This is a genomic window from Bergeyella anatis (assembly GCF_036016955.1).
GTDB lineage: Bacteria > Bacteroidota > Bacteroidia > Flavobacteriales > Weeksellaceae > JAYWXI01.
In genome coordinates, this window is record NZ_JAYWXI010000115.1 from 1 (window position 1) to 515 (window position 515).

Annotated in this window: 1 protein-coding gene; it reads right to left on the reverse strand. The window is 30.9% G+C overall.

The window, feature by feature from the left end; all coding sequences use genetic code 11:
- Nucleotides 1–31 precede the first annotated feature (31 nt).
- A partial coding sequence (locus VQ048_RS12515) for a hypothetical protein (RefSeq protein WP_327611965.1) occupies nucleotides 32–515 on the reverse strand: 484 nt, incomplete at its 5' end.

Consider the following 515-nt stretch of genomic DNA (forward strand, 5'->3'; position numbering starts at 1 on the left):
ATTCCTAAGTTTAATTCGGGTAGTGGCATATTTATCTTTTATAGCGATATTCTACTAAACAATGAATATTCTTCTTAATTTGTAAATCTTGTATCTCACTTACAAAAAAATTGTAATTTTTTTCGTAGCTAAACAATTCTATTTTGGCTATATTTTTTTCAATTAGATATTTTTTCATTTTACCAAATACTTTCGTTGCAAAAATCCCATCACAGTTGATTGGATACTCATTTTTTAATGTTAATATTTCCCCGTTGGTAAAATGAATATCTATGATTTTTCCTTCTTTGAAACAAACCGAAGGTTCTAAAACATCTAAATAGAAATAAAGTTGTCTGCCTCGTTTTCCCATATGGAGCACAGCGTATGTATATTCAGTATTTTCTGCTCGAAGATAGATTGGACCTACCTTAGCATACCGCTTGCCTTTCATTTTCTCTCTGGGCTGGACAACTTCACAATCAGCTTTTAAGTATTGAGGAAAAATAACATCTTGCAAGGTTTCTTGAGCATAA